Here is a 432-nt window from a genome sequence, read left to right on the forward strand (position 1 = left end):
AGCCACGAGGGAGGCTGCAAATCGCCGGGTGCATGCTGATCGTATGTATCCAGAACAAAGCCGGGCTTGGATGAATGGCCTTTCGTAGCGGCGCGGCACCCCACGGACTCGACCACAAACTGCGTGTCGAAATGGGTCACGACTGCTCGGTAAGAACCGTAAACTTGAATGCAGGACGTGACTTCCTCCGACGTCAGCAAGTCCGGGAGCGTCATTTCAAAGAGTTCCCTTTCAATGCTTTCCATCCCCTCAATGAGGGAAGCCGCACTGGTCGTCAAATAGATCTGCGGAACGATCGCTCCATGAGATCGAGAGGAACGATTCGACTTCCGATTACGGCGGGATTTGCTGCTGGGCTTCTTGCTCACGATGGACTCCGAAGGTTGATGGATGCGGAAGGTTGGGTAGCGGTACGAGAGGACAGAGATCACC

General features: G+C 55.3%; 1 protein-coding gene. It reads right to left on the reverse strand.

Going from position 1 to position 432, the window contains the following annotated elements:
• Positions 1-368: hypothetical protein (locus tag K9U41_RS23310; RefSeq protein WP_282643211.1), on the reverse strand; the 368-nt coding region annotated here is incomplete at its 3' end.
• Between the last annotated feature and the right edge of the window lie 64 nt (positions 369-432).

It is taken from the genome of Xanthobacter autotrophicus, assembly GCF_029991245.1.
Taxonomy (GTDB): Bacteria; Pseudomonadota; Alphaproteobacteria; order Rhizobiales; family Xanthobacteraceae; genus Xanthobacter; species Xanthobacter autotrophicus_C.